This window comes from Pseudomonas sp. UBA7530 (genome assembly GCF_002479365.1).
Lineage (GTDB): Bacteria > Pseudomonadota > Gammaproteobacteria > Pseudomonadales > Pseudomonadaceae > Aquipseudomonas.
On sequence record NZ_DLMS01000013.1, the window covers coordinates 198,786 to 222,672 of the forward strand.

The 23,887-nt window shown below is 62.0% G+C and carries 38 protein-coding genes and 2 pseudogenes; 21 read left to right on the plus strand and 19 right to left on the minus strand.

All coding sequences use genetic code 11. The annotated features are described in order from the left end of the window. Positions 1-10: 10 nt before the first annotated feature. From B2U07_RS21430 to B2U07_RS21520, 19 genes and pseudogenes are all read right to left on the minus strand, one after another. Complete coding sequence (locus tag B2U07_RS21430; protein WP_296277784.1) at positions 11-736, minus strand: hypothetical protein; 726 nt, start codon at positions 734-736, stop codon at positions 11-13. Next, positions 736-990 carry a hypothetical protein gene (locus B2U07_RS21435; RefSeq protein ID WP_296277785.1) on the minus strand — a complete coding sequence of 85 codons (255 nt, stop codon included), beginning with the start codon at positions 988-990 and terminating at the stop codon, positions 736-738. The genes B2U07_RS21430 and B2U07_RS21435 overlap by 1 nt, the downstream gene beginning before the upstream one ends. Further along, on the minus strand, positions 987-2,702 hold the full coding sequence (locus tag B2U07_RS21440) for a class I SAM-dependent methyltransferase (protein ID WP_296277786.1): 1,716 nt from the start codon (positions 2,700-2,702) through the stop codon (positions 987-989). Before B2U07_RS21440 ends, B2U07_RS21435 begins: the two co-directional genes overlap by 4 nt. Further along, positions 2,699-2,950: a hypothetical protein gene (locus B2U07_RS21445; RefSeq protein WP_296277788.1), complete on the minus strand. Its 252-nt coding sequence runs from the start codon at positions 2,948-2,950 to the stop codon at positions 2,699-2,701. Before B2U07_RS21445 ends, B2U07_RS21440 begins: the two co-directional genes overlap by 4 nt. Next, on the minus strand, positions 2,947-3,552 hold the full coding sequence (locus B2U07_RS21450; RefSeq protein ID WP_296277789.1) for a hypothetical protein: 606 nt from the start codon (positions 3,550-3,552) through the stop codon (positions 2,947-2,949). The genes B2U07_RS21445 and B2U07_RS21450 overlap by 4 nt, the downstream gene beginning before the upstream one ends. An 85-nt stretch (positions 3,553-3,637) precedes the next feature. Continuing rightward, positions 3,638-3,838 (minus strand): annotated as a pseudogene (locus B2U07_RS21455) (DNA translocase FtsK); the annotation flags it as partial. Positions 3,839-3,958: 120 nt separating this feature from the next. Further along, positions 3,959-4,876 (minus strand): annotated as a pseudogene (gene rdgC / locus B2U07_RS21460) (recombination-associated protein RdgC); the annotation flags it as partial. A 10-nt stretch (positions 4,877-4,886) separates the two neighbouring features. After that, the gene (locus B2U07_RS21465) at positions 4,887-5,300 is read right to left on the minus strand and encodes a hypothetical protein (RefSeq protein WP_279533557.1); all 414 of its coding nucleotides are present in this window, start codon (positions 5,298-5,300) and stop codon (positions 4,887-4,889) included. Positions 5,301-5,315: 15 nt separating this feature from the next. Continuing rightward, a complete protein-coding gene (locus tag B2U07_RS21470; RefSeq protein ID WP_296277794.1) occupies positions 5,316-5,810 on the minus strand; it encodes a zinc-finger-containing protein in 495 nt (164 codons plus the stop codon). A gap of 10 nt (positions 5,811-5,820) precedes the next feature. Further along, positions 5,821-6,390, minus strand: coding sequence for a 3'-5' exonuclease (locus B2U07_RS21475; protein ID WP_296277795.1), 570 nt, complete (start codon positions 6,388-6,390; stop codon positions 5,821-5,823). A 75-nt stretch (positions 6,391-6,465) separates the two neighbouring features. Then, positions 6,466-7,491: a hypothetical protein gene (locus B2U07_RS21480; protein WP_296277797.1), complete on the minus strand. Its 1,026-nt coding sequence runs from the start codon at positions 7,489-7,491 to the stop codon at positions 6,466-6,468. Between the two features lie 6 nt (positions 7,492-7,497). Continuing rightward, a complete protein-coding gene (locus B2U07_RS21485) occupies positions 7,498-8,289 on the minus strand; it encodes a hypothetical protein (protein ID WP_296277799.1) in 792 nt (263 codons plus the stop codon). Between the two features lie 10 nt (positions 8,290-8,299). After that, entirely contained in the window at positions 8,300-8,530 is a 231-nt protein-coding gene (locus B2U07_RS21490) for a helix-turn-helix transcriptional regulator (protein WP_125878804.1), read from the minus strand. A gap of 99 nt (positions 8,531-8,629) precedes the next feature. After that, on the minus strand, positions 8,630-8,770 hold the full coding sequence (locus tag B2U07_RS21495; RefSeq protein ID WP_296277801.1) for a hypothetical protein: 141 nt from the start codon (positions 8,768-8,770) through the stop codon (positions 8,630-8,632). Beyond that, complete coding sequence (locus tag B2U07_RS21500; protein ID WP_296277802.1) at positions 8,763-9,155, minus strand: hypothetical protein; 393 nt, start codon at positions 9,153-9,155, stop codon at positions 8,763-8,765. The genes B2U07_RS21495 and B2U07_RS21500 overlap by 8 nt, the downstream gene beginning before the upstream one ends. Continuing rightward, a complete protein-coding gene (locus tag B2U07_RS21505) occupies positions 9,148-9,375 on the minus strand; it encodes a hypothetical protein (protein ID WP_296277804.1) in 228 nt (75 codons plus the stop codon). The genes B2U07_RS21500 and B2U07_RS21505 overlap by 8 nt, the downstream gene beginning before the upstream one ends. Further along, positions 9,368-9,520 (minus strand): hypothetical protein, encoded by a 153-nt coding sequence (locus B2U07_RS21510; RefSeq protein WP_296277805.1) that lies wholly within the window; start codon positions 9,518-9,520, stop codon positions 9,368-9,370. Before B2U07_RS21510 ends, B2U07_RS21505 begins: the two co-directional genes overlap by 8 nt. Then, positions 9,517-9,876 carry a hypothetical protein gene (locus B2U07_RS21515; protein ID WP_296277807.1) on the minus strand — a complete coding sequence of 120 codons (360 nt, stop codon included), beginning with the start codon at positions 9,874-9,876 and terminating at the stop codon, positions 9,517-9,519. Before B2U07_RS21515 ends, B2U07_RS21510 begins: the two co-directional genes overlap by 4 nt. A 143-nt stretch (positions 9,877-10,019) precedes the next feature. Then, entirely contained in the window at positions 10,020-10,652 is a 633-nt protein-coding gene (locus B2U07_RS21520; RefSeq protein WP_179592111.1) for a LexA family protein, read from the minus strand. Positions 10,653-10,769: 117 nt separating this feature from the next. On the opposite strand from B2U07_RS21520, the gene B2U07_RS23225 reads away from it, so the two are divergent. The 21 genes from B2U07_RS23225 (at position 10,770) to B2U07_RS21625 (ending at position 23,856) form a co-directional block, all read left to right on the plus strand. Beyond that, positions 10,770-11,015, plus strand: coding sequence for a helix-turn-helix domain-containing protein (locus B2U07_RS23225; RefSeq protein WP_296277810.1), 246 nt, complete (start codon positions 10,770-10,772; stop codon positions 11,013-11,015). A 10-nt stretch (positions 11,016-11,025) separates the two neighbouring features. Next, positions 11,026-11,199: a hypothetical protein gene (locus B2U07_RS21530; RefSeq protein ID WP_158234269.1), complete on the plus strand. Its 174-nt coding sequence runs from the start codon at positions 11,026-11,028 to the stop codon at positions 11,197-11,199. 25 nt (positions 11,200-11,224) lie between these two features. Further along, on the plus strand, positions 11,225-11,407 hold the full coding sequence (locus B2U07_RS21535) for a hypothetical protein (RefSeq protein ID WP_296277815.1): 183 nt from the start codon (positions 11,225-11,227) through the stop codon (positions 11,405-11,407). After that, positions 11,394-12,377: a DUF1376 domain-containing protein gene (locus tag B2U07_RS21540; protein WP_296277817.1), complete on the plus strand. Its 984-nt coding sequence runs from the start codon at positions 11,394-11,396 to the stop codon at positions 12,375-12,377. The genes B2U07_RS21535 and B2U07_RS21540 overlap by 14 nt, the downstream gene beginning before the upstream one ends. Next, a complete protein-coding gene (locus B2U07_RS21545) occupies positions 12,374-13,123 on the plus strand; it encodes a replication protein P (RefSeq protein ID WP_296277818.1) in 750 nt (249 codons plus the stop codon). Before B2U07_RS21540 ends, B2U07_RS21545 begins: the two co-directional genes overlap by 4 nt. Beyond that, positions 13,113-13,286 (plus strand): hypothetical protein, encoded by a 174-nt coding sequence (locus tag B2U07_RS21550; protein WP_296277820.1) that lies wholly within the window; start codon positions 13,113-13,115, stop codon positions 13,284-13,286. The genes B2U07_RS21545 and B2U07_RS21550 overlap by 11 nt, the downstream gene beginning before the upstream one ends. Further along, positions 13,283-13,624, plus strand: coding sequence for a hypothetical protein (locus tag B2U07_RS21555; RefSeq protein WP_296277822.1), 342 nt, complete (start codon positions 13,283-13,285; stop codon positions 13,622-13,624). Before B2U07_RS21550 ends, B2U07_RS21555 begins: the two co-directional genes overlap by 4 nt. After that, positions 13,621-13,959, plus strand: a complete 339-nt coding sequence (locus B2U07_RS21560; protein WP_296277823.1) for a hypothetical protein — start codon at positions 13,621-13,623, stop codon at positions 13,957-13,959. The genes B2U07_RS21555 and B2U07_RS21560 overlap by 4 nt, the downstream gene beginning before the upstream one ends. Further along, positions 13,952-14,518: a hypothetical protein gene (locus B2U07_RS21565; protein ID WP_296277824.1), complete on the plus strand. Its 567-nt coding sequence runs from the start codon at positions 13,952-13,954 to the stop codon at positions 14,516-14,518. Before B2U07_RS21560 ends, B2U07_RS21565 begins: the two co-directional genes overlap by 8 nt. Next, complete coding sequence (locus B2U07_RS21570; RefSeq protein WP_296277826.1) at positions 14,515-14,784, plus strand: hypothetical protein; 270 nt, start codon at positions 14,515-14,517, stop codon at positions 14,782-14,784. The genes B2U07_RS21565 and B2U07_RS21570 overlap by 4 nt, the downstream gene beginning before the upstream one ends. After that, positions 14,781-15,419, plus strand: coding sequence for a recombination protein NinG (locus B2U07_RS21575; protein ID WP_296277828.1), 639 nt, complete (start codon positions 14,781-14,783; stop codon positions 15,417-15,419). The genes B2U07_RS21570 and B2U07_RS21575 overlap by 4 nt, the downstream gene beginning before the upstream one ends. A 205-nt stretch (positions 15,420-15,624) precedes the next feature. Beyond that, entirely contained in the window at positions 15,625-16,029 is a 405-nt protein-coding gene (locus tag B2U07_RS21580) for a hypothetical protein (protein WP_296277829.1), read from the plus strand. Then, positions 16,026-16,244: a hypothetical protein gene (locus tag B2U07_RS21585; RefSeq protein ID WP_296277830.1), complete on the plus strand. Its 219-nt coding sequence runs from the start codon at positions 16,026-16,028 to the stop codon at positions 16,242-16,244. Before B2U07_RS21580 ends, B2U07_RS21585 begins: the two co-directional genes overlap by 4 nt. Continuing rightward, positions 16,241-17,086 (plus strand): hypothetical protein, encoded by an 846-nt coding sequence (locus B2U07_RS21590; protein WP_296277832.1) that lies wholly within the window; start codon positions 16,241-16,243, stop codon positions 17,084-17,086. The genes B2U07_RS21585 and B2U07_RS21590 overlap by 4 nt, the downstream gene beginning before the upstream one ends. An 87-nt stretch (positions 17,087-17,173) precedes the next feature. Then, positions 17,174-17,671, plus strand: a complete 498-nt coding sequence (locus tag B2U07_RS21595) for a hypothetical protein (RefSeq protein ID WP_296277834.1) — start codon at positions 17,174-17,176, stop codon at positions 17,669-17,671. 46 nt (positions 17,672-17,717) lie between these two features. Continuing rightward, a complete protein-coding gene (locus B2U07_RS21600) occupies positions 17,718-17,885 on the plus strand; it encodes a hypothetical protein (protein WP_296277835.1) in 168 nt (55 codons plus the stop codon). A gap of 81 nt (positions 17,886-17,966) precedes the next feature. Further along, positions 17,967-18,245 (plus strand): hypothetical protein, encoded by a 279-nt coding sequence (locus B2U07_RS21605; protein WP_296277838.1) that lies wholly within the window; start codon positions 17,967-17,969, stop codon positions 18,243-18,245. Between the two features lie 102 nt (positions 18,246-18,347). Then, positions 18,348-19,028 carry an SOS response-associated peptidase family protein gene (locus B2U07_RS21610; RefSeq protein ID WP_296277839.1) on the plus strand — a complete coding sequence of 227 codons (681 nt, stop codon included), beginning with the start codon at positions 18,348-18,350 and terminating at the stop codon, positions 19,026-19,028. A gap of 65 nt (positions 19,029-19,093) precedes the next feature. Next, positions 19,094-19,942, plus strand: coding sequence for a terminase small subunit (locus B2U07_RS21615; RefSeq protein WP_296277840.1), 849 nt, complete (start codon positions 19,094-19,096; stop codon positions 19,940-19,942). 3 nt (positions 19,943-19,945) lie between these two features. Continuing rightward, positions 19,946-21,562, plus strand: coding sequence for a terminase (locus B2U07_RS21620; protein ID WP_296277841.1), 1,617 nt, complete (start codon positions 19,946-19,948; stop codon positions 21,560-21,562). A gap of 11 nt (positions 21,563-21,573) precedes the next feature. After that, entirely contained in the window at positions 21,574-23,856 is a 2,283-nt protein-coding gene (locus B2U07_RS21625) for a hypothetical protein (RefSeq protein ID WP_296277844.1), read from the plus strand. The last annotated feature ends 31 nt before the right edge of the window (positions 23,857-23,887 follow it).

Consider the following 23,887-nt stretch of genomic DNA (forward strand, 5'->3'; position numbering starts at 1 on the left):
CGACGATTCCTTAAAGGGCGAGCTCGGCCTGGCCGCTGCGCTGCCAGACTGGCGCTGAGTTGTGGTATTCGATGCGGTCTGCGATTACAGCGGCGCGAGCCGCGGCAGTTGGTGCTGGATACATGCCGAAACGGCCAACGGAACCGGCGTTCACTGCGGCATTAGTGGAGTCAGCGCTTGCCAATGGCAGGTCGCAGAAGATCCGCGGATCAAGCATGCGTAGCCCGTGGAGCTTGCAGATTGGGCGTCCCTTCTCGTCACAGATTGCGTCCAGGGCGTCGCTGATTCGTCGCCACCAGGGCGTCGTGCCCGGCGTTGCCCACTGCCCTGAACTGCCGAGCGCGACCACACGCCAGTTTTTTGCTAGGCGCTGCAGGCGATCGAGCGACTCGTGCATGTGCCAAACCGGCACGCCAGGCAGATGCTCGGGCCAGCACTCAAGCATCAGGTCGTTTGCTTCCTCGTCGCCATCGATTACGTCCGGGATGAGAGCCCAGTCGAATCCTGGGTGCCTGAACCACTCGGCGACCCAATGGATATAACCGTCAACATCAAGGGGTTGGCCGTCCTTCCAGCGGCTGAACGCGCCGTTGTCGAGGATGAACGACTGACAAACGTCGGCTACGTTTGCTATCTCATCAGGGGTCTCGAAGGACACAAGAGCGTGGCGCGCGGCCAGGAACGCATAGGCCTCTGCCCGCGGGCCGCTACACGGGGTGCCGTGATAATGGATCATCACACTGGCCCCCTCAGAGTCTCGATCTCGACGCCCTGGTGCGTGGCGGTGATGCGCTGTTCGCCGCCGAACCGTTCATACAACTGATCGGCAATCGCTTCGTGGTAGCCGCGCTTGATCAGCGCTGTTGCAGTGCGGATGTGCTCCACGCGGATCATCGACTGCGAGCGAATCTCCAGGCTGTAAACGATCTGATCGCTATCGGATGGGCACTCAGCAACGAAGGCGTGGCGGTAGATGTTCATCCCCGTCATTCCGCACCTTCCTGCTGCTCGGCATCGAGCAGGGCGTCATTGAATATGTCGAGTTGGTCCTTTGCGCTGGCGCGTTGGGCGATCAGCACCACTACGGAAACGCTGGTACCGGCGAACTCGTTGTCGAAGGTGCGCGCCCACTCCATGCTCCAGCCCGGCAGCAGGTCTTTGCCCTTGGCGCTGGCGGGGAGGATGGCGACCAGGCGGCCGTCCGGCTTGAGCATGTCGGCGGCGACCTGCAGGTGTGCCTGCCAGCGCCCCTCGCTGTACGGTGGGTTCATGACGATGCGGTCTGCCGCAGGCTGGCCCGGCGCCCACTTGAGGAAATCCGCCTCTACGACCTTGAAGCCCTTGGCCTCCAGCACCTGGCAGTGCAGCGGGCTGATTTCCACGCAAGTGGTCTGCAGTTTGGGCAGGTAGTCGGCCAGGCCGCCGATCCCGGCGCTCGGCTCCAGCACTCCATGGTGGTCGTCGATCTCGGCGACGCTGACGGCGAACTCGGCTACTGCTTGCGGGGTGGGGTAGAACTGGTGCGACTTCTGGTCGGGGATACAGCCAGAGCAAACCACCAGATCCAGCACCTCGGTCGGGTCGTAGTCGAACTGCCAATGCCTTCCGTCCTTCACGGCGCCGATGGCCATCAGCACCTTCTCGGCCTCGGCCAAGGCTGCTTTATCCTTCTCGCCATAGCCGAACTCGCGTGCGTTCGGAACGGCGCGGTAGCGCTCCGGCCATGCCGGCTCGATACGCTCGCGTACCTCGCGCATTTCCGCCAGCAACTGCACTACTGCGAACGGCAACGGCCTATCGAACAGGTCGAAGTCCTTGATCTTCTTCTGGCGCTTCGGTTTGGTGCGGAACTCGGCAGGAATGGCGAGCGGGTACAGGCTGGCAAGAATGGCGTTCAGGCGCCAGGCCATGTCTGGGTGCACCTCAAGGTGCGCGGTACCGACGCCGCCATAGACGCGGATGCGCAGCGCACCGCCGTCGACGGGCATCCACTCACCATTCTGGCGGCCACCTGCCTTGATCACCGGGTCGGTCGCGCCATGCTTCGGCTCGTCGCGGCCCATGAACTTGGCGATCACACAGCGCAGGTCGTTGATGTGACCGGCAGTCTGGTAACCGTGCACGTTGGCGATGATCATGCGCTTACCAAAGCCTTGGGGCTGGTTCGTCACATGGGCACGGCTCAGTGCGCGGAAGATGCCGTCGACACGCTCGGCCAGGAACTGAGAACGATTGTGCAGCAGGCCAGCGAGGGTCGAGCGCACTGTGGCTTCCTCGAACTCGGGAAGAGCTGGCATGTCCTTCTCGCCAGTGTGACGGCTCGCCTTGCGACCCTCTGGGTTGCGGATCTGGTCGTGCCACTCGTCGCGACGTGCTTGGGGCATGTAGTCCATCACGTCAGTCAGGCGTAGGGCGCGGTTCCAGAAGTCGGCGTTGAGTTGGGCGATGGCGCCCTCAACACGGAACAATGCATCGACCGTGGTAGGCATGCTGTAGCGCTGATCCTGCACATTGCCCTCGATGAAGTAGTGCAAGACCGTGCCGGCATTCTCGGCCCGCACTGCACCGGCCAGGCGTTCAATCCGTTGGCGCATCTGGCCGTACTCGCCGATCAGGCTGTCGACAAGGTCGGCGGACATGGGGGCGAAGAAAGCGCTGGTATCGACGAGCTCGCCGTCGGTAATGTTTGCTTGAGCAGTCATACCGAGGCCTCCACAGGATGGCCAAGGCACTGGCCATGCTCGCCGTGGTGGTCGCAGCTCGGGATCATGGTGAAGCCGCGTTCTGCGCAATCACGGGCGATGGCCAGTGCCTCTTCACCAGGGATCGGGCGACCGGTACCGCGCTCGCTCAGCAGGTCATCCAGGGCGCGCGGTCGGCGCGCCCGGGCGATCACGTAGCTGACGGCAACGCAGACGTGAAAGGTCTTGGCTTCGCTGGTCAGGCTCATGGCGACACCCCTTCGTCCAGTTTCATGAACTCGGGGTGCGGCGATTTCACTGGGTCGTTTCGCATGGGCATGATCACGCCGAGGAACCTTTCCACAAGATCTGGAGCGGCCAGGCGAATGAGCACAGCGCCCTTCTCGCCGCTGGCGATCAGGCGCATACCGCCGCCAGGGCAGTACTTGGAAGGGAACAGCACCTGTGCGATATCGCTGAAAAGCGCGAGATACTGCGGGTTCAGCCAGGGTGCGGCGGTGTCTTCGCCTTTCGGGATCGGGCGCCGCCAGTTCAAAGGGTCATGGTCAACGAACAATGCGCTTCGTTCGGCTACCAGGCTCAGAGGGCCAAAAGGCTCCGGCTCTTCGCTGGCGTCCTCATTGGCGCTCAGCACCAGGCAGCTTTCACCAATCCATAGGCTTTTGGGGCTGAGTCCGCCCTTGCTTGGCCGCTTGGATATTGCCGACAGGACGCGCTTGTTGGTTCGCTGAACTGTCAGGGTGGCGCGGTCAGGATGCAGCCAGCCTTCAGGATCATGCATGGCCGCCATTACGTGACCGTTGGTGGCAACCAGAATCACGCCTTCGCTCTGGTGGCGCTCGATGTGCACGGAGTTGAGCCAATAGCGAACGTCACCATCGCCTGCAGTGCGATGCAGGGCAGCGAAGTACAGCGGGTTCACGCGAGCGAGGTAGTTACCCATGGCGGATAACCTCGCGCGAACCGTTGCTGTTCATGGCGCTGACGATGCCGGCCACTTCCATGGCTTCGATAAGGCGGGTGGCGCGGTTGTAGCCGATCTTCAGCTTGCGCTGCACGGCGGAAATGCTGGCTCGCTGGCTTTCGCGAACGAATGCCACTGCATCGCTGTACAGGGGATCGTCTTCACTGCCGTCGATTTGATCGTTCGCCTGGCTTTGGGCGATCGCTTCTTCGATATCCACCTGGCGAGCCTGGTTGTTCGAAGTGGCGCGTGCCTCAAGGCGAGATTCGAAGCCAGGGTCTTGGTCTTCGCCCAGGCCTTGCGGGGTTTCTTCGCCGCCCAGGGCGGTGAGCAGTTCGGGCACGAACTCGCGGAAGGTGCGCATCATCAGGAAGAAGCTGGCGGACTGCTGGGAGAGGGCGTCATCGCCGCCGTCCTGCTCGGCCTGGTCGGTCAGCAGGTCTTCGAAGCGCAGGCGCTTGATCTGCAGCTTGTCGTCGAGGACAAACGACAGCTTGTCCTGCCAGGCCAGAGAGAGCTTGGTGGCCTGCTTGCCGGTGGACAGGTGCAACTGGATCTCTTCGCTGGTCAGGTCCTGATGCTTGGCGGCGATGCTGCCGCCGTCTTCGTGGGTGTCGCGCAGGTCGCACTCGTCGAGCACGAAGAAGCCTTCGGCCGCGCTCTGCTGCTTGAGCCAGTCGGTCAGGGTGGCGCTGGGGGCGATCTTCACGGACACCGGGCGAATCGGCAGGGAGCCGATGCATTCGCGCAGGGTCGACAGCAGATCCTCGGCGCGCTTCGGCGACGTGGCATCGACATAGATCAGGCCGGCGACCGGGTCGATCGCTGCGTAGGTGCTGGCGTTACGGGTGAAGGCGCGAGGCAGGAAGGCCTGCACGATCTCGTCCTTCAGCTGGTCGCGCTCCTTCTTGAAGACCTTGCGCATCTGGGTCTCTTCGATCTCGTCGACCTTCTCCTTGAGTGCGTCGCGCACTACGGAGCCGGGCAACATGCGCTCTTCCTTGCGTGCGCGGATCAACAGCATGCCTTCGACGGCGTGTACCAGGGGCGCATTGGGGCCTTTGCCGAGCGGTGCGGCAAAGCCGTAGGTCGACAGTTCCTGGCTCTCGCAGGGGCGGGCGGGCTTGCTGCCCAGCGCGACTTCCAGCGCTTCGGCGGCCAAGTCGATGGCTTGTGTGAGGCGGTAAATCAGTAGGCTACGGAACCACATGGCTGTGTCCTCAGTCGGCTTTAGGGGATTTGGTGGCGAACTCGAAACCGTGCTTCTCGGCCATGCGCTCAAGGCGCGTGACGCCGATCTGCAGGCGTTTGGCTGCGGTGGACTTGGCGATGCCAAGGCCTGCCAGTGCACGGGCGCGCCGGATCAGCGCGGGGCTGTCCTCGACGACGGTTCCGATGGGGCGACCGCCTGCCTTGCGATGGGCCTTGGCGGCCTGCTCATGGCGGCGGGACTCTGTGATGATCGTCATGTCGGGAGAGCGCCACTGGCCGCTGACCAGTGGGCGCTTCTCGATCGGCGACTCGGTTACCTGCTCGGCCCCGGCCTGGTACTCAGCCAGCTTGTCAGCGAGCCACTGACGAGCTGCATCCTTGGATGACAGGGTCGGCAGGTTGAGTGTTGTTTCGTGGTGCATGGCGATCTCCTGGGTTCAGGCCTTGCGGCGGCCGGCGGTGGCCATGAACTGTTCGCAAACGGTTCTGGCGCGGTGGCAGCGCTCGATATCGAACAGGCCGAAGTGGCATTCGGATGCCTGGATGCCGAGCTGGCGGGTTAGCCAGGCATAGGCGCCGTCGCGGGTCATGTGGCCCTCGCGCCAGATGCGGTTGAAAACGCCCTTGCTGCTGTTGCGGGCGTTGCGCAGCGGCTTGTTGGCCAGCGTGCCCAGCGGCAGATCGGTACCGGGATGCAGGCCGACGTAGGCGAAGCAATCCATGCACAGATAGGCGTAGGGCCAATCACCGAACGACTTGCCGTTGTAGATCTCGGAGTTCTCCACCAGGCGCACGCGGTCGCCGCTGCAGCAGTTGCAGGTGGTGGGGATGGGAAAGGCATCCTTGATCTTGAGCAGTCGGCGACGGCTCACAACTGGCAGCGGAGCCGGCGGCACAATGCGTTCTGGACTGTTGGCGCGAGGATCGATCATGGCGTCGGCCTCAAACAGCAGCAGGCATGACCACGCCCTGCAGGGCGAAGTACACGCGGGCGCAGGCAAGGGCATCGGGCATGGCGCGGTGGGCTTCCACCAGATCCTCGCCAGTGAAGTGCTTGTAGGCCTCGGCCAGGGTGGGGAGCTTGTTGCCGATGCCGTCGACCTTGCCGCGGGATTCGTAGCAGGTGCAGAACTTGGTGGTGGATTCCTTGAAGGAGTCGGCCAGGTCTTTACCGTGGTAGCGGGCGATGCGGTCGTCGAAGGTGGCGTTGTGGGCGGCGCGGATGCTTGCGCGGGCATGAATGGCCAGGAAGCCTTCGAGCGCTTCGATCTCCGGAATGCCCTCGTCCATGGCCTGCTCTTGGCTGATGCCATGGATGGCGGTCATTTCTGGCGAGATTTCCCAGCCGTTGGGGCGAACGATCGCCTGGTAGCGGTCGATGATGCTGCCGGTGGCGTCGCAGAGTAGGGCGGCGACTTCGACAATATGGGGCTGGTGGCCGGCTTCGCTGGGCTGTTTCCAGTCCGGAATGCCAGTGGTTTCGAAGTCGAAGACGTTGGTCAAAATGGTCATTTAGGTGACTCCAGGGTGTAGGAACCCCAACCCACGCCGGATGGGCCGGCGCGGTCGGTTATTCAGGGTTTAGGGTTAGGCGGCGTTGGTGGTTGGTACCGGCTGGGCGACAACGCCTGGCAGTTCCAAGTCGTTGCGCTTGTCGTTGGCCAGGCTGTCGAGAGCGGCCTGATCTACGATCAGCAGATCCTCGGTGCCGTAGCCGGCGGCGATGGCGGCGATCAGCGCGGACTTGTCGGTAACAACTGCGTGCCACTGGCGGTTGTCGATTTTGGATTTGCTGGCGGCCTGGGCCGGTGCGGCTGCTGGTTTAGCGGCGACTACTTCGGCAGTAGCTTCGGCCTTGGCCGATTCGGGTGCGGGCGCAGCCGGCTGCAGGGCTGCCTGGGCGCGCTCCAGTTCCTCGCGTTGGCGCTGCAGATCTTCCTGCTGGCGGCGCATTTCGTCCTGCTGGCGCTGCATTTCGGCGCGTTGCTGGGCCAGTTCCTGCTCCAGGCGTGCTTTCTCTGCCTCTGCCTTTTTGCGATCTTCCTCGGCCGCTTCGAAGGCCTGGCGGTCAATGAGCATCTGTGCCAGTTCATCCAGTGCACTCTGACGGGCGGCCATCGCTTCTTTCGTCAGGTCGTAGAAATCGTGCGCGGCGTCGATCTCGCCGACACGGTCGATCATTTCGGCGATGGCCTGGCTGGACTGGCCACGTACCTGGCCGGGCATGGCCTTGATGGCGTCGACTTTCACCTGCAGGCGGGCGATACGCTCCTGGCGCTCGCGCTCGACTCGGTCGTCGTATTCTTTCTTGGCGGCTTTCATCGGGTCTTCGAGTTTCACCAGTTCGGCGGTGATGCGCTTGGCTTCGTCGTCGATGATGCGGCCAGCCAGCAGGTGCGGCTCTTTCTCACGTTTGCGCGCAGCCTCGAGGCTGGTGCGCAGGGTGGTGAGTTCCTTGATGCCGGTTTTGTGGAACTCGTAGCCGTCCGGGGTGTTGATATCCGGCAGGGTGCTGTACTTCTCACGCAGCGCCGCCAAGGCGGCTTCGGTCTGGCTGTACTCGGCAACGTCGACGGTGCCTTTATCGAGGTTCACATTGTTCATGCTGGTCATGGCTGCTTACTCTTCGTTGGCTAACTTGATGGGTCGGGCAGGTTGGGCGGGGTTGTCGATCAGCCACTGTTTGCGTTGCTCGACGGCTTCGTTGATGTGGCGCTCGACTTCGGCGGGGTCGTACTTCACGACCTTGGCTTTCTCCCGGGCCTGCTCGAGAAGGTTCTTTGCGAGCAGGTCCAGGGCGCGTTCGTTGGGGGAGCGGACGATTGCAGTGATTTGGCGGTCGAGCCATTCGCGGAATTCGCCACGAACTTCCTTGATGACCTCGGTAGCGTTGTCCTCGCCAGCCACTTCAAAGCGCTGTTTCAGCTCAAGCGCGTAGAGGTAGTTCGGGTCATCGAACATGCCGAGGTGCACGTCGGCGCAGACGCCGGCCAGGGAGAACGCTTTCTTGATCGCGTCGGTGACACTCTTTTTCGGGGCGTCGAAGTCGGTGTAGGCGCCGTATTTGCTGCTGCGCACGAACGGGGTGTGCCCGTAGTGGGTGATGTAATGTTTCTTGCCGCCGCGCAGGTACCAGGCCTTGAGCTTGGTGGTGTGCATCACTTCATGGGCGATCACGCGGCGGTCATCGCCAGTACCGGCCCAGATGGGAGCGCCGTTATCGAAGCGATCTTCGAGAATGTCGTAGCCCCAGCCTTTGCCGATGGGGCCGAAGGTCTCGGTCAGGCGGCGTGCGACATAGGTGCCGTTGATGCTGGTGACCAGGCGGCCATCGAGCTCGGCGGTCTTGGTGTAGGCCTTGTCGGTGGCCTGAACCGAATCCCACAGGGCCATGTTCTGGTTGGTTGCCATGGTCTGCCTCCTACTGTTCTTCGCCGTCGTTGGCGGGGTTCTTGCGTTGATCGATCCAGGCCTGCACCTCGTTTGCCGAGAAACAGACGGGAGAGCTGCGGCCGGTGCCCATCAGCTTCCGCTTGGCAGGGAAGTCGCCGGCGTCGAGCAGTCGGTAAACCGAGCTGCGCGATAGGCCGGTTCTCTTCAGCACTTCGGGCAGGCGGATCAGGCTGTCCTGTGCTGTGGCTGTTGTTGTCATGCGGGCGGTACTCCGTACTTGATCAGGGCCGCTGCCAGGGCTGCGCCCAGATGGCGAGCCACACAGCGGCGGCGCGCAGGGTTGCTTTCGTGAAACGGCTCATGCCGGTACCTCGCAGGTGATGAACCAAGTGCCGCGGCGGCGGATGGTTCGCTTGATCTGGCGGATATCGGTCACGCCGGCCGCAGTGGCGCGGGCGAATGCCTCGGCAAAGCAGCGGCCTGTGAATGGGCTAGCCATGGGTCAACTCCTGAGCGGTGAGGGCAGCTTTCGCCGGCTCACAGATGCAGTGGCGACTCTTGAACCCGCCCAACTCTGGGTCGCAGGACGGGTTGCAGGGCGTCCAGGCTGAGGTGTCGACCGGTGCTTTTGCTTGGGCGCTATCCGAACTGCTCGGCGCCGTTGGCAGCAGGCCGTTACGCTTGCCGATGGCGACGATGTGCGCCTGGTAGTCATCGAACTCGGCATCGGTGATCAGGCCGGTGGCATAGGCCATCTGGTTCATGCCGTCGGCGTATTCCTTGGTCATGGCCTGAATCAGGATTGGCTGGTTGGCGGCCAGCACCAGCTTGCCGATGGCCTGCGATATCAGGAGCTGAGCCTTGGTCTTCTGCCAGTCAGACATAAGCCACCTCTGCATCACGAAGTGCCGCCTGAGCTTCACGCTTCAGTTCGTTGTGACGAAGAGCCATATCGCGCGCTTCGTCCTTACGGCCGGCTGCGGATGCTTGGAGAGCCCAGCGCTTGAAGTCCTCGGCCATGAACATCAGGTCGAGGTGCTTCGCGGTCTTTTCAGAAATGAACTGACCAGTAGCGGGGGCGCGGTAGTTGGCTGCCTTAGACATACGCCACCTCCGCATCCTGCTCGCGGCACTCGGCCAGCCAGGCTTCGTCATCCTCTTGCTCGGCCTGCTCTTCATCGGTGAGCGGGTCGAGGTAGTCGGGATCGCGCGGATCGAGGTTCCGGCGCCAGTTGTTGGCGCGGATCATTGCGGCAGCCCCAGCGCTTCGTACTTCGAGCCGATGATGCGGCGCTCGACTTCCTCGACCACGAACAGCGGGCGGCACTTCTCGACGTGCTCGGTGATCAGCTTGTCGGCCTGCTTTTGCTCGGCCTTCTCGCCAACGATGCGGGAGACGCACAGGGCATAGCTGGTGGCTTCGTCGAAGCGATCAGCGCAGAACTGCGCGAAGGCGTGGCACAGCTGCGGTTCACCCTGCTGCAGTTCGTTCAGAACCTGGCGCTGCATGACTTCGAGGCCGCGCTTGCGCATTTCTTCACGCTCCGGAAGGCCCGGATACGGCAGCGGGTTGGCGCTGTTAATCTTTTCGGGATGCAGATACATTTTCGACCTCGCAAATTCTGCTTAAGGAGCAGATTTATGGTTTGCATTATGAGCAGACTCAAATCTGTGTCAAGAGCAGAAAATCGAAAGGTCGCAAAAAAAAGCCCGCTCAATGGCGGGCTTGTTTGGAGCGGGGCGGGTGGTTAGATCAGTGCTTCGTACTTAGCAATAGCGACGCCGCAGATCTCGGCAGTCCCGTCGATAGCGAAAATTCGCTCTGGCCAGGACGGGTTCAACGCCATGAGGAATCGCTGGCTACCCTCGATCAGCAGTCGCTTGAAGGTGGCTTCCGGTGATCCTGGCAGCTTGGCTACGATCAGAGAATTGTGGGTGGCCTCACGGCCAGGGTCCACGAAAATGATATCGCCATCGTGGAAAGAGTGCCGCTCCGAAGGGTTGTGCATCGAGGACCCTGGAACTTGTAGGGCGAAGGTGCGAGGCCCGTGGGCCGCGGGGCAGGGCAGCCATCGCTCGGCGTTCCCAGCCGCGTAGATATCGGTCACCTCGCTCCAATATCCCGCCTGGACCCAGGATATCAACGGCACCTGTCCTTTTATGTGAAGGGCTTCTCCGGCATTGGAATCGGGAAGCGCACTGCCAGTCAGGGAGATTCCGAGGACGTGAAGGATTCTCTCCAGCAGGTCTTTGTTAGCCCCTTGGAGATCCCGTTCTAAGCGGGAAAGGTTGCCAGTGTCGGTGCCTGCCTCATGGGCAAGCCTCTCCAGCGTCCATTTCTTCGCTTTGCGTGCAGCTCTGATAGTCGCGCCAATAGTCATGCGCCAATTTTCCTAGGCATTCGGTGTTGCGACAAAGCGCATTGCGCAGATTCTGCTTGCCGTGCAATCTGCTTATAGAGCAGAATATTTTCAGGAGACCACCTTAGGAGGTGTTGCATGTCCCCTTTGCGGAAAGCACGCAAGCAGCGTGGATGGCGTCTGCAGCACGTCGTCGACCGTTTGCACGAAATCAACTGCAGCCTCGATACCGGGAATCTCTCCCGCATTGAGCGCGGCAAACAAACCGCTTCGCCGGGGCTGGCCGAGAAGTTGTGCCTGGTCTTCGGCGGTGAACTGACAGAGCTCCAGATCTTGTACCCCGAACGGTTCATGGATCAGCCGCCAGATAGAGAGGTGGCGTAAGGAGTTCTGCATGTTTCCCCCGGTGAAGCACAACGAAATCAAGGCGCGTTTCGACGATGAAACCCTCGATCGCATCGAGGACCAGTGCCGCAAGCAGCGGAAACGCCGTGCGGTGCTGGTGCGGGAGATCGTCGAGCGTTGGCTCGACGAGGAAGAGCGTAAAGCAACCAGTGCAGCGGCCTGAAGGCCCTCGGGAGGCCCTTATGGGCATGACAACACCAACACCTGAACAGGTCGATGACGAGATCAGCCGCTATATCGCCGAAATGTCGGCGACGCAGCGGACACGGCTTGAGCACTACGCGCGCAGCAAGGGCATGACGCCCGAGCAGGCGACAGTGCAGATCGTCACCGACTACCTGGCTGCCGAGGGTACTGATGACAGCCAGTGATCTGCCGGCGCCGCTGGTGCCAGCTGATGTTGATCTGCGCGGGTTGCCGTTCATGCCGCTGGATGTGAACAGGCTGCGTGACAGCGACCTGGCGATCGAGGCGAGCGGTGACGAGTTCCGCGCCGCGGTGCTGCTGTGGTGCGCGAGTTGGAATCAGGTACCGGCCGGCTCTCTGCCGGATGCCGAGCAGGCCCTGGCTGCGTATGCGGGGTTCGGCCGTGACCTGAAGAGTTGGAAAAAGGTGCGCGATGGCGCGCTGCGAGGGTTCGTGAAGTGCGCAGACGGGCGCCTGTATCACCCGGTTGTCGCTGAGAAAGCGATCGACGCCTGGGCGCAGCGAGTCGAGCACAGGGCGGCGAAGGAGAACGAGAACAAGCGCAAGGAAAAGGAGCGGCAAGACCGGGCGCGGATGTTCGAAGCGCTGCGCGAAGCCGGTCAGGTGCTGCCGTACAACACGACGACCAAGGCGCTGCGCGAGGCATTCGCGGCGCTTGAACAGGGCGGTAACGGCGTGACCGGTCACGCACCTGTCACGGTGACAGGTCACGCACAGGACACGGCTAAGAGAGGGACAGGGAATAGAGAGGGAGAGGGACAGGGAATAGAACCCCCTTTAGCCCCCCTTGGTGACCTGTCACAGGGACAGCCGGCGAGGAAGCCAGCAGCGAAGGCTGAATCGAAAGGCGTGCGCGCCAAGCCGAGGAAGCCGCTGCAGATGCCGTTCCTGATGACGCCCGAGATGTTGGCTTGGGCGAAGGAGAAGGCCCCGGCTGTGAACCTTGACCGTGAGACGGAACGGTTCTGTGACTACTGGACCGGTACCGGAAAGGCGATGGCCGACTGGCCGTCGACCTGGCGCAACTGGATGCGCAGGGCGCAAGACGATTTGGAGCGGCGCGGCCAGGGCGGTGGCGCGGCGAAGAGTGACACGAACGATACACGCTGGATCGACGAGGACGACGGTGTATGAAACCCGCGACCGAAGTGCTGAAAACGTTGCCCAACCTGCCTGCTGAGCAGGTGCAGGACATTCGCGCACGTAAGCCGACTGCGGAGACTGCCCAGATCGTCAACAAGCTGTTCGACGAGCTGAAAAGCATTTTCCCCGCGTGGCGCCAGGCCTGGCCGAACGATGCCGCAGAAAACCGCGCTAAGCGTTCCTGGGTGAAAGGGTTTATGCGCTCGGGAATCAGCACCATCGAACAACTGCGGTACGGCATCGAGGCGTGCCGCCAGCTCGAAACCGACTTCGCGCCCAGCGTGGGCAAGTTCGTGAAGCTGTGCACCCCGACCGCTGAGGATCTGGGCTTCCCCGCCGACGATATCGCCTGGCGCGAGGTGGTGCGCCACTGCTCGAACCCTGGCCGGCACAACTGGAGCCATGAGGCTGTGCGCCTGGCCGGCAGCGCTGTCGGCTGGTTCAACCTGCGCTGCAGCAGCATCCCTGAAGAAACCCTGCGCAAGCGTTTTGACCATGCGTACTACCAGCTGCGCCGCCGCGCCTCGCTCGGCCTGCCGCTGGAGCAACCGCGCCAGGGCATCGAAGACCAGAGCGAAGGCCGCGAGCTGACGCCGGAACAGGCCGAGCGCCGCGGCGAGCGGTTCGTGCAGCGCGTCATGCGCGTGCAGGGCCTGGACAAACTCCCCGGAGAACAGGCCCGCCAGCAGCTGCTGGCCAAGCTCCGCATCCGCCGAGGTGACAGCCATGAAGCTTGAGCGCCGCCTGCAGAGCGATCTGCGGGAGTCCGTCGATTTCCTGCTCTCCCGCAACTACTGCGTGGCGCGTGAGGGTGACCAACTGATTCTGATCCGTGGCCAGCGCCGGGTGCTGGTGGTCGACGGGCGTTTGGCCGTGATCGGCCGGGGAGGTGTGCGTTGAACCTGATTGCCCAGCAGGCCCTTGCCCGGGCCATGGCCGGCGGTGCGAAGCGGGTGCCTACCGCCGAAGTGCTGCCTGTCGCACCTGCAGCACCTGCAGCACCTGCAGCACCTGCGCCGGTACCGGCCGCCTTGGCGGGTCACTTCGACCGCGTCGGCTGGTTGGAAGGCCGCAAGCACGCGCTTGATATCGTCCGTGATGGTCGCCTGCTGCTCGAGCTGCAGGGTGGTCGGTCGCAACTGGCCGACCGGCTTCGCCAGTGCATGCAAAGCAAACCGGCAAGCTTCGCTCAAGGCGTGGCCAGCATCATCGCCTTGGTGCAGGAGGTGGCCCAGTGAACGCAGACAAGCAACAGCGCCTGCGCGAACTGGCGTTGATCATGCTCCGCGATGCGCACGGCGAGGATTTCACTGCCGAACAGGCCGCATTGTTGCCGGCGCAGATCGAAGAGTACCGGCGCCTGACTGAGCCGCAGGAGATCCTGTCGCTGCTGGAAGAGAATGGCCGGCTGCGTGCGAACTCAGCGCGGTATCTGTGGCTGCGCGACAAGAGCGAAAACGCACATCCGTTCTACCTGAGCACTCCGATCTGGATGACTGGCGTGCGCTTCCGACAGTCGGACGTGGACCGCTCCATCGACACGGCAATGGCCGAGGGTGGCGCCAATGGCTAAGGCAGCGACAGCGACAACACCGAAGGCCGAGACACCAGAGGCCAAGAATAAGCGCCGCCAGCGTGCCCAGCGCCCGATCTACATGCGCTGGCGCGCAGTGGTCGATCAGGAAACCGGTGAGGTGATCAAGGCCTTGGTGGCCGACAGCAGCATCGACCGCTTCCTGTGCAAAGAGCGTGAGTATCGCATCAACGATCAGGTGCGCTGCGAGATCAAGCAAGCCAGGAATGTGAAATTTCATAGGCTGGTGCACGCCCTCGGCCGGGTGGTGGCCGAGCAGATCGACAAGTTCCAGGGCCTCGACGCCCACACCACCATAAAGAAGCTGCAGCTCGATGCCGGCGTGTGCTGCACCTATGAGGCGTTCGACATTCCCGACCTGGGCCGGGTAACGCGCCTGGTACCGGAGTCGATCGCCTTCGACTACATGACCGAAGAGCGCTTCAAGGAATTTTGGCGGGGTATCTGCCAGCACCTGATCGCCAACTACTGGCCAGGCCTCACCGAAGAAGCGATCGAGCAGATGGTCGGGCTGATGCCTGGGGAGCGTGAGCAGTGAGCCAGTTTAAATCGGGCGATATGGCTCTGGTCGTTGGCGGCAAGGTCCTACTTGGCTGCGAGGTGGAGATTATCAAGTGGGTTCAGCCTGGTCAGGTCTATGCCGTGGTTCGTGGCGTCACATACGGACTCGATCCGGCATCGCCAGGTGGCGGCTGGCACGTTCGCAACGGTACCACCACTGGCATCAAGGAAGAGCGGCATCTGATGCCCTTGCGCGGCAACTTCGCCCCTGAGCGCGAGAAGTCCAGCGAGGTGCCAGCGTGAAGCGCACCGAACTGAAGCGCAAGACGCCGCTGAAGGCCAAGGCCAGCGGCATTGCCGAGCGCAAGCACCGCCAGCGCAAGTGCGCCAACCCAGCCTGCGACGTGAAGTTCACGCCCAAGATCGGCCAGAAGGTCTGCTGCTGGCAGTGCGGCCTGGCGATCGCTGATCAGCCTGCCAACCAGAAGAAGGCGCGCATGGCCATTGATCAGCGGGAGCGGCGCGAGATCAAGGTGCGGAAGCAGAAGGTAAAGCGCCGCTCGGAATACATGCAGGAAGCCCAGGACGCCTTCAATGCCTGGATACGCCAGCGTGATGCTGGTCAGCCCTGCATATCGTGTGGAACCACGGCCGATGTTCAGTACTGCGCCGGGCATTACCGCACCGTCGGCGCTTGCCCTGAGCTGCGCTTCGAGCCTCTGAACGTGCACCGACAGTGCAACAAGAACTGCAACTTGGAGCGCTCCGGAAACATCGTCGAGTACCGCATTCGGCTGGTCAAGAAGATCGGCGCCGACGCAGTGGCCTGGCTGGAAGGCCCCCACGAACCCAAGAAGTACACCATCGAAGACCTGCAGCAGATCAAGGCGAAGTACCGGGCGCTGCTGCGCGACCTGAAGAAGCAACAGGAGGCATAGGCATGGCCGTAATTCAAACAGCGTGCTCATGCGGCAAGGCCGTTGAAGTGCGCACTGGAGCCGATGCAGATCCCAACTATCGCAAGGATGGAAAGCAGGCCGTGTATCCCGGGGAAAGCGGATACAGCATCTTCCGCTGCAGAGGCTGCCTGCAGCCGCTTTCGGAAACGTGCGCAGAGTTCGCATACAGCGCGGGGTGTCGGCCGTGAGCACGCACTTTTCCCGGTACCCGGATGACGACGGCCCAGAGCAGGCGCCGTGCGGAGTTTGGATTGGCGATGCAAGCGACCTGTCCAGCGACTGGAGCCGCGTCGACTGCAAGCGCTGCCTCAAGTGGAAGGACACGATCATGGCCACGCATGAGGCCGAAGAGAGCGCCATCGTCCAGCAGATGGGCGACATGGCCGAATTTATGAAGCGCGAAGTACGGCAAAACATAGACCGCCCCTGGAGCGAGTACCCGATCGGAACCAAAGCCCACGCCGTCATGGGTGGACACTGGTTGAAGACTGTTCATGGCTGGAAATGGTGTACCGGATCCACTTTCCCGACACCTGGCGGCGACGCAACCAGCGTGACGCTTCCAAGTCCGGCAGGAGAGTCGCAGTGACCGGGCAAAGGCTTCACAACTACCGGCGCCAGAGCGCCACCGGTTTCGGCGCCTGGATGCAGTGCGACCACTGCGGCGCCACCCAGCACAGTGGTTACTACTGGCTGGCCGGCTTCAAGAGCAAAACCGAACCGCCGTGCTTCGGCCCTATGGAGGTCTTCGGCAGCGAGTGGGCAAACAGCGCAGAGCGCATCACCCATGGAGAACTGAAATGACTGATCAAGTTGAATGCAACTGCGCCTGGAACCCCGACCGCCACGCCGACACATGCCCGGTTTACATGCAGCAAAGGATCGAGGCGCTGCGCGCAGAAATAGAAGAGTTGGACACCCTGCGCAATCGCCAGTCTGACCTTCTCAGCCAGACGGCAATCGCTGTGCGCGGTCCTGAACCTGCTCTAACTCGGTACTCCCATGCCGACATTCCATCACGTGTAAAGGCGGTAGTTGCAGATCTTGAGGCGGTGCGGGGATTGCTGTCTGGCCTGATCAGAGCAGTTCGATCCATCAACTGCACGCCTCGCCACGCCATCATGATCAAAGGCGATGACGAACCGTGCTTCTGGCAGCGCAGGGAGTGGGTGGAGTATGTACTGGGATTGTGCACCGAGGCTGAAGCCGCGCTCACCGCCACCACGGCGCCGAAAGTGCGACCTGATCTAATCCGTTTCGACTTCATCAATGCTGACGGCCAGCCAGACAGCAAGATGATCACGCATGACGATATGCGCGAGCGCTATAACGCCCTGTACCAGCAGTCTGAGTCGTCGCTTGAGCGCGAGCAAATCGCGTTGGCACATGCGCACGACCCGATGCCAGTGCTCGACGATGATCTGCGCTACATCCTCGGTCGCCCGAACTTCTGGTGCTACAGCCTGGCCAACGCCATGCGGGCGATGGGGCAGGAGATCGCGCGCAAGGCAGAGGAAGAGCAGGCAGCGGTGATCCACTGGCTTTTGAAAGCCTACTTCGAGCACGGGCCAGGCTGGCGTGATGCCGTCGAGAAGATCCTGGCAGCCGAGCGCGAGAAGGAACTGGCCAAGGGCGGCGAGCAGTGAAAGACCCAGTATTCCAGGCCTGGCTGGCCGAGCAGTACAAGATCCTGCGTGATGCAGGGCTGATTCGTTGATCATGGGGAGAAGAACATGAAGCGTGTGTCTTCGACAAATATCGTGCTTGAGGCTCTGCAGGATCTGCATGCACAGGAGCAGATCGCTACGCGAGAGGCTATAGCAGCGCTTACCGGCCTAAAAGAGGGCGTGGTCGACGATCGCCTCAAGCATCTGGTCAGTGAGGGCCAGGCTGCGCGCGTGCAGCGCGGCGTATATGTGCCGGTTGAGCAGCACCCTCCAGCGCGCCACATCAGCAAGACGATCCTGCCGGATGGCACAGTGAAGATCGATATCGGCGATCAGGTTCTCACGCTGACGCCGCGGGAGGACCGCATGCTGGCCAATCTGCAGGCGGGCGTGGCGCTGCATTCGGCATCGATCGAGATCGGCCACCAGGCCGCGCTTATGTCCGGCACGCTGAACTCCCGCCTGAACCGCCTGGAGCGTATGTTGTGCCGAGTAGGTGACGGAATTGCCGAGGGAAAAGAGGTGGCCGTTGGTGCAGGCCAAAATCAGCTTGAACTGCAGTAGCCGCACGATGACACTGATCGTTGATGATCATTAATTGAGGTGTGGAATGCAGAAGCCTGAAATGTACGAGGTGAATGGTTACGACGTGATCAAGGGGTCAGATTTCAAGTGGCGTATCTGGAACGACGATGGCCCTCTGGGCGAGCCATTTGATCTGTTGACTGAGGCTGTAGAGGCGGCAGAGAAGCTACCTCCGAAGGGAAGTCGTCGCTGACCCCCTGTAGGGTTTGAGACAACATGGACGCAGGCAGAACACTCGGGCTTCCCAAACCCCGATCTGTCGAGGCGTCCGAAGATGAAGAAAGTCCTGCTGTGCGTTATCGCCATCCTGTATCTGTCCAGCGGCCTGGTGTTCGCTGCGCCGGCGCCGGCCGATCACCTGGCTTACAAAGCGTATGCTGACCAGCACATTGCGGCCGAGGCCAAGCGCAACCTGGCCGAGGTGATGCAGCCGCGTAGCCTGGAGAGCAAGCGAAGCCCCGCATTGCGCAGTGACATGCGTATCGCCAGTGCCGGCATGGTGTTCAACCGCACGAATGATCAAGTACTGCACTGGGCGCGATCGAGCGCCTGACCCCGCTGATGCAGAGAAAGCCCGCCGAGTGCGGGCTTTCTCGTCTCATGCCCCTATGTGAACTACCATTACAGACTCTGCCTTTAGCCTGGAGCTCGATTCATGTGTGGTCGAATCGCCCAGTACAGCGGTATTCGCGAGTTCGTCGACGCCTTGAGTGGCTGGCCTGAGCGTGAGCGTCTGCAGGCTGCCGAGGGCGTCCCGCCGCGGTACAACGTAGCGCCATCAACCCAGGTATCCCTGTTGCACGTACTGGATGATGAACTGGTCGTCGAGCGTTTGCGCTGGGGATGGCGACCGCACTGGGCGAAGGATAGGGCTGCGCCTATCAATGCCAGGGTCGAGAAAGTGGCCCACGGAGCGTTCTTCCGCGCAATCTGGAAGCACCGTGCGATATGCCCTATCGACGGCTGGTTTGAGTGGGTAGACGAAGGCGGCAAGCGCAAGCAGCCATACTTCATACGCCGGCGGGATGGCAGGCCGACCCTGTGTGCGGCCATCGGGAGTTTTCCGACGCCAGGTGCTGATGCCGGCGAGCATGATGGATTCGTGATTATCACGGCCGACGCGCAAGGCGGTATGGTCGATGTGCATGATCGTCGCCCTGTGGCGTTGTCCGGTGATCTGGCCAAGGCCTGGCTGGATACTGGTACCGCATCCGAGGATGCAGAGCAGATTGTCCTGCACTCTGGTGATCCAGCTGAGGATTTCGAGTGGTATCGTGTAGACCCCGCTGTCGGCAACGTCCGCAACCAGGGTGAGCATCTGATCAAACCGCTGTAGAGCGCAGCAGACAGCACCCCCTGTAGGGTTCGACACCCTGTCCCCCACCCGGAAAGACTCCGGGCATGACCACGAAAGAGAAGGGCGCCAAGCCCGCACCCAAGAAGCCAGTGAAGAAGCCGGTAGCCAAGAAGAAGGCGACCGGCTCGACTGCGCGTGCTCGCAATACGGTGAAGGTGCATAACGCTGAAGTGGCGTTGACTGCGCTGCAGGTTCGATTCGTCGAAGAGTATCTGGTCGACCTGAACGCCAAGCAGGCTGCAATACGCGCTGGATACAGCGAGAAGACGGCTGCAGTCGTTGGATGCGAGAACCTAACAAAACCTAATGTCCAGGCGGCAATTGCTGAAGCGCGGCAGAAACAGCAACAGCGCACCGAGATTACTGCTGACCGAGTGCTGCGCGAGGCGTGGAATCAGGTCACGGCCGATGCTCGCGAGCTGACCGAGCTGGTGGTCGTGTGCTGTCGGCACTGCTACGGCGAAGGCCACCTGCGTCAGCGCACGCAGATAGAACGTGATTTCGCCTTCGATCAGTGGGTGGTCGGTGGCGATGACCCGGAAGATTTCCCAGAGGAAGGCGGCATAGGCTTCGATCCGAACCGTGAGCCGTTCTCTGGCTGCCCTGAATGCGGTGGCCACGGATACCCGCGCGTGGTGCTGAAAGACACCCGCAAACTGTCGCCTGGTGCTGCGTCGCTGTATGCCGGCGTGAAGCAGACGAAGTTCGGCATCGAGGTGATGACGCACTCGAAAGATGCAGCCATGGAGAAGCTGTTCAAGCACCTTGGCCTGTACGAGAAGGACAACCAGCAGCGCGTCGACCCGTTGGCAAGCCTCCTGCACTCGATCGCCAGCGGCAACTCGAACGGGTTCAAGCCAGTGGCGCACGATCCTGAGCATGGCGAGGACTGATCCATGGCCATGCGGGTGATCCACGACGAGCCGCTGCAGCCTCTGCCGACCAACGCAGAGGAACTGGCTCGCTGCCTGGCTGACCCTGAATGGCGCCTGTTCTCTGGCTGCCTGTACAAGATCATGGTGAAGGGCGACGACAAGCTCGACGAGCTCGGCAACATCGTCGAGGAAGGCGAGTCGTTCGTGATGCCGTTCAAGCCGAACAGGGCGCAGAAGCGATTTCTGAAGCGGCTGTGGCACCGCAACCTGATCCTGAAGGCGCGCCAACTCGGCTTCACGACGCTGATCGCCATCCTGTGGCTGGATCACGCGCTGTTCAACGCCAACCAGCGCTGCGGCATCATCGCCCAGGATCGCGAGGCGGCCGAGACGATCTTTCGCGATAAGGTGAAATTCGCCTACGAGAACCTGCCTGACGAAATCCGTGAGCGCTTCCCGCTGGCCAGGGATAGCGCCGTCGAGCTGCTTTTCGCGCACAACAACAGTTCGGTGCGCGTGGCGACCTCGATGCGCTCGGGCACTATCCACCGCCTGCACGTCTCCGAGTTTGGGAAGATCTGCGCCAAGTGCCCGGACAAGGCGCAGGAAGTGGTCACCGGCTCCATCCCGGCCGTGCCTACCAATGGCGTGCTGGTGATCGAGAGCACGGCCGAAGGGCGCGAAGGCGAGTTCTTCAACATGGTGCAGATTGCCCAGAAGAACTACCGAGACAAGAAGCCGCTCACGCCGAAAGACTACCGGTTCCACTTCTACGCCTGGTGGCAGGAGCCGAATTACCGGCTGCCGAGTGTCACGGTGCCTGTCGATCGCGGCCAGCACGCCTACTTCGACAAGCTCGAAGCGCTGATGGACTGCAAGATCGACCCGGACCAGCGCGCCTGGTACGTGGCCACCAAGCAGGCCGACTTCGCCGGCAAGGAAGAACGGATGTGGCAGGAATACCCTGGCACGCCCGATGAAGCCTTCCAGATCAGCACCGAGGGCAACTACTACGCAGAGGACATGCAGGCCATGCGCAAGCGCGGCGGCATTACCCGCGTGCCTGTACTCGACGTGCCGGTGAATACCTTCTGGGATATCGGCAACAGCGACGGCTGCGCTGTGTGGTTTCAGCAGGAACTGCGCGGCGAGGATCGATTCGTCGACTACTACGAAGAGCACGGCAAGGATCTACGCCACTACGCGCAGGAACTGAAAGACCGTGGCTATCTGTACGGCACCCACTACCTGCCGCATGACGCCGCGCACAAGCGCCTGGGCGACTACAACCGCAGCGTGCTGGAAATGCTCGAGGATCTGCTGCCCGGGCACACATTCGTCATCGTGCCGCGTATCACCGAGCTGATCACCGGTATTCAGCAGACCCGCAAGCACATGAAGGGCTGCTTTATCGACGAAGTGGCGTGTGCCGACGGCATCAACCGCCTGGACAACTACCGCAAGAAGTTCAGCCGCTCAGAAAACCGCTTTCTCGACAACGCCCCCAACAAGGCCAACGGCTGCAGCGAGGGCGCCGACGCCTTCCGTCAGTGGGCGCAGGCCAAAGAACTGGACATGCTCGGTCACCAGGGCCGGCAGTCGTACACCGAAGCCCCAGCGCCCGACTGGCGCACGTGAGGAACCATCAGATGGACGCTACCGCACTCAAGCACCCCGACCAGACCGAAGAGGCGAAAGACGAGCTTGCGCTTGTACTGGACGAGTACGCCGAGATCATGCACGAGATCGAGGAGCAGCCGAAGTGGCGCAGCACTGCTGACAAGGAAATGGACTATGCCGACGGCAACCAACTGGACAGCGAGCTGCTGGCCCGCCAGCGTGCATTGGGTATTCCGCCGGCGGTTGAGAACCTGATCGGGCCGGCGTTGCTTTCAATCCGCGGCTACGAGAGCGCCACCCGCACTGACTGGCGCGTCACGCCGGATGGAGACATTGGCGGCCAGGACGTGGCGGACGCACTGAATTACAAGCTGAACCAGGCGGAACGCCACTCCAAGGCGGACGATGCGTGCAGCGATGCATTCCAGTCACAGATCGCCATTGGTCTCGGCTGGGTGGAAGTGAAGCGCGAGAGCGACCCATTCAAGTACCCATACCGCTGCAGTGTGGTGAACCGCAACGAAATCCACTGGGACTTCGCGTCGACAGAGAAAGATCTGAGTGATGCGCGCTGGCTGCGTCGCCAGCGCTGGTTGCTGCCTGACCGTATCGCTCGCGTATTCCCAGAGCACAAGGAACTGATCCTGGCGATCGGCAAGCATGGTGCCGAATGGTGGATGGACACGCCAAGTGCTGCGAATGACGGCGGCGATTCAACCGGATTGCACAATGCCTGGGCAGAAGCTCGGGCGTGGACCGTCCAAGAGGAGCGCTGGTACAACCCGACCTCGAAAGAGATCTGCCTGGCCGAGGTCTGGTACCGCCGCTGGGTTGAGGTTGGCGTGATCACCGCGCCCGATGGCCGCGTGGTCGAATACGACGAAAGCAATATGGCGCATCAGGTGGCGCTGGCCAGTGGCATGTCGACGTACAGTCGCGCTGTGGTCGCCAGGGTGCGCCGGAGCTACTGGCTCGGCCCGCACTGCCTGCATGATGGCCCCAGCCCGTACACCCACCGGCATTTCCCCTACGTGCCGTTCTGGGGATTCCGTGAAGACGGTACCAGGGTTCCGTTTGGCTACGTGCGAGACATGATCTACCCGCAGGACAGCCTGAACAGCGGCATTAGCAAGCTGCGTTGGGGCTTGTCCTCGGTTCGCACCATCCGCACCAAGGGCGCTACCCCAATGACCGATGCCCAGGTGCGCAATCAGGTCGCAAGGGTAGACGCGGATATCGTGCTAAACGCCGAGCATATGGCCAAGCAGGGCGCTGTCTTCAAGGTCGAGCGAGACTTTCAGCTGAACGCCCAGCAGTTTCAGATGCTGCAGGACAACCGCTCAGCGATTCAGCGCGTGTCGGCGGTGACCACCGGCTTTATGGGCAAGGAAGGTACCGCCACCAGCGGCCGTCAGGAGGCCATGCAGATCGAGCAGAGCAACCAGGCGCTGGGCGTGATGATGGACAACTTCCGCGCCGGCCGGACTATGGTTGGCGAGCTGCTGCTGTCGATGATCATCAAGGATCTGGGCGCGAAGCAGCAGACGATAATCATCGAGGGCGATGCGGTGCGCGAAGACCGAAGCGTGGTGATCAACAAGCCAGAGCAGGACGAGCTGGGATATACCTACCTGTCCAACGACCTGCAGCGTACCCGCCTGAAGGTTGCCTTGGAGGACGTGCCGAGCACCAACAGCTATCGTGCGCAGCAATTGTCGGCTCTGTCCGAGGCGGTCAAGAGTCTGCCGCCACAGTACCAGGCCGCCGTACTGCCGTTCTTGGTCAGCCTCATGGATGTGCCGTTCAAGCGCGATGTGGTCGAAGCAATCCGCGCGGCCAGCGAGCAGGAATCGCCCGAGCAGATCGAGCAGCGCATCAAGCAGTCGGTCGACGATGCGTTGGCCAAGTCCGGTACCGAACTGAAGATGCGCGAACTGGCGATGAAGGAGGGCAAGACGGACGCCGAGATCGAGAAGATCCGCCGCGAGTCCGTGCAGATTGGCGTGCAGGCCGCTTACTCAGCGATGCAGGCTGCCGCCCAGGTCGCTCAGATGCCGATGATCGCCCCGGTCGCCGACGAGATCATGAAGGGCGCCGGCTACGAGCAGCAACAGGGCGACGATCCGAACTTCCCACAGGCTGATGCCACTGCGGCGATGAACATCAAGACGCCTTATGTGCAGCCAGGTGGCCCTGATAGCTTGCCGCCAGTGCGCGAGAACACCAGTCCAGCCTTCCCGCCGGTACCTGCTGAGCCTGGTACCGGAATGCAGGGAATCGAGACTGCCAGCACCACCGACAACCTCGCCTGACCTGAAAGCCCTACAGAGCTGACCCCCTGTA

Bases quoted from the DNA above. Each gene is read 5' to 3' on its own strand.
- B2U07_RS21475 (WP_296277795.1), bottom strand. From the start codon at position 6,390: ATGACCATTTTGACCAACGTCTTCGACTTCGAAACCACTGGCATTCCG.
- B2U07_RS21490 (WP_125878804.1), bottom strand. From the start codon at position 8,530: ATGACAACAACAGCCACAGCACAGGACAGCCTGATCCGCCTGCCCGAA.
- B2U07_RS21610 (WP_296277839.1), top strand. From the start codon at position 18,348: ATGTGTGGTCGAATCGCCCAGTACAGCGGTATTCGCGAGTTCGTCGAC.
- B2U07_RS21510 (WP_296277805.1), bottom strand. From the start codon at position 9,520: ATGATCCGCGCCAACAACTGGCGCCGGAACCTCGATCCGCGCGATCCC.
- B2U07_RS21620 (WP_296277841.1), top strand. From the start codon at position 19,946: ATGGCCATGCGGGTGATCCACGACGAGCCGCTGCAGCCTCTGCCGACC.
- B2U07_RS21515 (WP_296277807.1), bottom strand. From the start codon at position 9,876: ATGTATCTGCATCCCGAAAAGATTAACAGCGCCAACCCGCTGCCGTAT.
- B2U07_RS21595 (WP_296277834.1), top strand. From the start codon at position 17,174: ATGAAGCGTGTGTCTTCGACAAATATCGTGCTTGAGGCTCTGCAGGAT.
- B2U07_RS21545 (WP_296277818.1), top strand. From the start codon at position 12,374: ATGAAACCCGCGACCGAAGTGCTGAAAACGTTGCCCAACCTGCCTGCT.
- B2U07_RS21530 (WP_158234269.1), top strand. From the start codon at position 11,026: ATGTTTCCCCCGGTGAAGCACAACGAAATCAAGGCGCGTTTCGACGAT.
- B2U07_RS21505 (WP_296277804.1), bottom strand. From the start codon at position 9,375: ATGTCTAAGGCAGCCAACTACCGCGCCCCCGCTACTGGTCAGTTCATT.
- B2U07_RS21605 (WP_296277838.1), top strand. From the start codon at position 17,967: ATGAAGAAAGTCCTGCTGTGCGTTATCGCCATCCTGTATCTGTCCAGC.
- B2U07_RS21440 (WP_296277786.1), bottom strand. From the start codon at position 2,702: ATGACTGCTCAAGCAAACATTACCGACGGCGAGCTCGTCGATACCAGC.
- B2U07_RS21565 (WP_296277824.1), top strand. From the start codon at position 13,952: ATGGCTAAGGCAGCGACAGCGACAACACCGAAGGCCGAGACACCAGAG.
- B2U07_RS21535 (WP_296277815.1), top strand. From the start codon at position 11,225: ATGACAACACCAACACCTGAACAGGTCGATGACGAGATCAGCCGCTAT.
- B2U07_RS21480 (WP_296277797.1), bottom strand. From the start codon at position 7,491: ATGACCAGCATGAACAATGTGAACCTCGATAAAGGCACCGTCGACGTT.
- B2U07_RS21465 (WP_279533557.1), bottom strand. From the start codon at position 5,300: ATGCACCACGAAACAACACTCAACCTGCCGACCCTGTCATCCAAGGAT.
- B2U07_RS21470 (WP_296277794.1), bottom strand. From the start codon at position 5,810: ATGATCGATCCTCGCGCCAACAGTCCAGAACGCATTGTGCCGCCGGCT.
- B2U07_RS21625 (WP_296277844.1), top strand. From the start codon at position 21,574: ATGGACGCTACCGCACTCAAGCACCCCGACCAGACCGAAGAGGCGAAA.
- B2U07_RS21590 (WP_296277832.1), top strand. From the start codon at position 16,241: ATGACTGATCAAGTTGAATGCAACTGCGCCTGGAACCCCGACCGCCAC.
- B2U07_RS21445 (WP_296277788.1), bottom strand. From the start codon at position 2,950: ATGAGCCTGACCAGCGAAGCCAAGACCTTTCACGTCTGCGTTGCCGTC.
- B2U07_RS21500 (WP_296277802.1), bottom strand. From the start codon at position 9,155: ATGTCTGACTGGCAGAAGACCAAGGCTCAGCTCCTGATATCGCAGGCC.
- B2U07_RS21495 (WP_296277801.1), bottom strand. From the start codon at position 8,770: ATGGCTAGCCCATTCACAGGCCGCTGCTTTGCCGAGGCATTCGCCCGC.
- B2U07_RS21485 (WP_296277799.1), bottom strand. From the start codon at position 8,289: ATGGCAACCAACCAGAACATGGCCCTGTGGGATTCGGTTCAGGCCACC.
- B2U07_RS21520 (WP_179592111.1), bottom strand. From the start codon at position 10,652: ATGACTATTGGCGCGACTATCAGAGCTGCACGCAAAGCGAAGAAATGG.
- B2U07_RS21435 (WP_296277785.1), bottom strand. From the start codon at position 990: ATGACGGGGATGAACATCTACCGCCACGCCTTCGTTGCTGAGTGCCCA.
- B2U07_RS21430 (WP_296277784.1), bottom strand. From the start codon at position 736: ATGATCCATTATCACGGCACCCCGTGTAGCGGCCCGCGGGCAGAGGCC.
- B2U07_RS23225 (WP_296277810.1), top strand. From the start codon at position 10,770: ATGTCCCCTTTGCGGAAAGCACGCAAGCAGCGTGGATGGCGTCTGCAG.
- B2U07_RS21600 (WP_296277835.1), top strand. From the start codon at position 17,718: ATGCAGAAGCCTGAAATGTACGAGGTGAATGGTTACGACGTGATCAAG.
- B2U07_RS21550 (WP_296277820.1), top strand. From the start codon at position 13,113: ATGAAGCTTGAGCGCCGCCTGCAGAGCGATCTGCGGGAGTCCGTCGAT.
- B2U07_RS21615 (WP_296277840.1), top strand. From the start codon at position 19,094: ATGACCACGAAAGAGAAGGGCGCCAAGCCCGCACCCAAGAAGCCAGTG.
- B2U07_RS21540 (WP_296277817.1), top strand. From the start codon at position 11,394: ATGACAGCCAGTGATCTGCCGGCGCCGCTGGTGCCAGCTGATGTTGAT.